This window comes from Vibrio sp. T20, from assembly GCF_007858795.1.
Taxonomy (GTDB): Bacteria; Pseudomonadota; Gammaproteobacteria; order Enterobacterales; family Vibrionaceae; genus Vibrio; species Vibrio satsumensis.
This window is the reverse complement of sequence record NZ_VFEB01000103.1, coordinates 1-257: the sequence shown is the minus strand read 5'-3', so window position 1 is coordinate 257 and position 257 is coordinate 1. Positions and strand designations below refer to the sequence as shown.

The 257-nt window shown below is 45.1% G+C and carries 1 pseudogene; it reads right to left on the bottom strand.

The window, feature by feature from the left end:
- A pseudogene (locus FTW16_RS13335) lies at positions 1 to 257 on the bottom strand (alpha-amylase); the annotation flags it as partial.

Below are 257 nucleotides of genomic sequence, written 5' to 3'. Positions count from 1 at the left end.
AAGGATTGATCAGAGACTTAAAGCTGCCCTGCTCTTCAAAGGCTTTGAAGATGGTATTGAATAAAGGGAAATCGTAAGCGCCTAAGCGAGTGTGCTTCAGGTATGGTTCAAGGAATAGCTCATACTCTTCTTGGGTCGCACCACCATCAGTAATGATTTCACCAAAGATGTGCATTCCTTCGCAGATATCATCGGTCCACACCCTACACAGATGGGAAAGTGTCATGTGCTTTGCCGCATCGATACGAAAACCTTTC